This window comes from Alcanivorax profundi (genome assembly GCF_003597125.1).
In the GTDB taxonomy this organism is placed as follows: Bacteria; Pseudomonadota; Gammaproteobacteria; order Pseudomonadales; family Alcanivoracaceae; genus Alcanivorax; species Alcanivorax profundi.
Genome location: NZ_QYYA01000108.1, coordinates 1 through 458 on the forward strand (window position 1 = coordinate 1; position 458 = coordinate 458).

Genomic DNA, 458 nt, shown 5'->3' on the forward strand with positions numbered 1-458 from the left:
TGTCTTCATTGTTCTATTATTATATTAGAAGAGCAATTCGTTCTTCACTCTTCGTTCTTCACTCTTCACTTACATTCCCGTTGTATCCTTCAGGTCACCCTTAGGATACTGCTTAAACATGTTCTCTTCCATCCACTTGTTAGCCTCAACAGGTGAGAGTTTCCAACCGCTGTTGCAGGTAGAAACAATCTCTACCAGGCTGGAGCCCTTGCCCTGCATGCTTGCCTCGAACGCCTTGCGGATAGCCTTCTTTGCCTTCTTGATGCTTGCCACGGTCTCCACACTCTGGCGGGTTACATAACAAGTACCCTGCAGATGGCTTGCTAACTCGGTAATATTGAGTGGATAACCATGAAGATCAGCATCTCTACCATAAGGACAGGTAGCAGTCTTCTGACCCAACAGGGTGGTTGGCGCCATCTGTCCGCCGGTCATACCATAGATGGCATTATTGATGA

General features: G+C 47.2%; 1 protein-coding gene. It reads right to left on the reverse strand.

Going from position 1 to position 458, the window contains the following annotated elements:
* Nucleotides 1-69 precede the first annotated feature (69 nt).
* A partial coding sequence (locus tag D4A39_RS19175) for a thiamine pyrophosphate-dependent enzyme (RefSeq protein ID WP_233552530.1) occupies nucleotides 70-458 on the reverse strand: 389 nt, incomplete at its 5' end.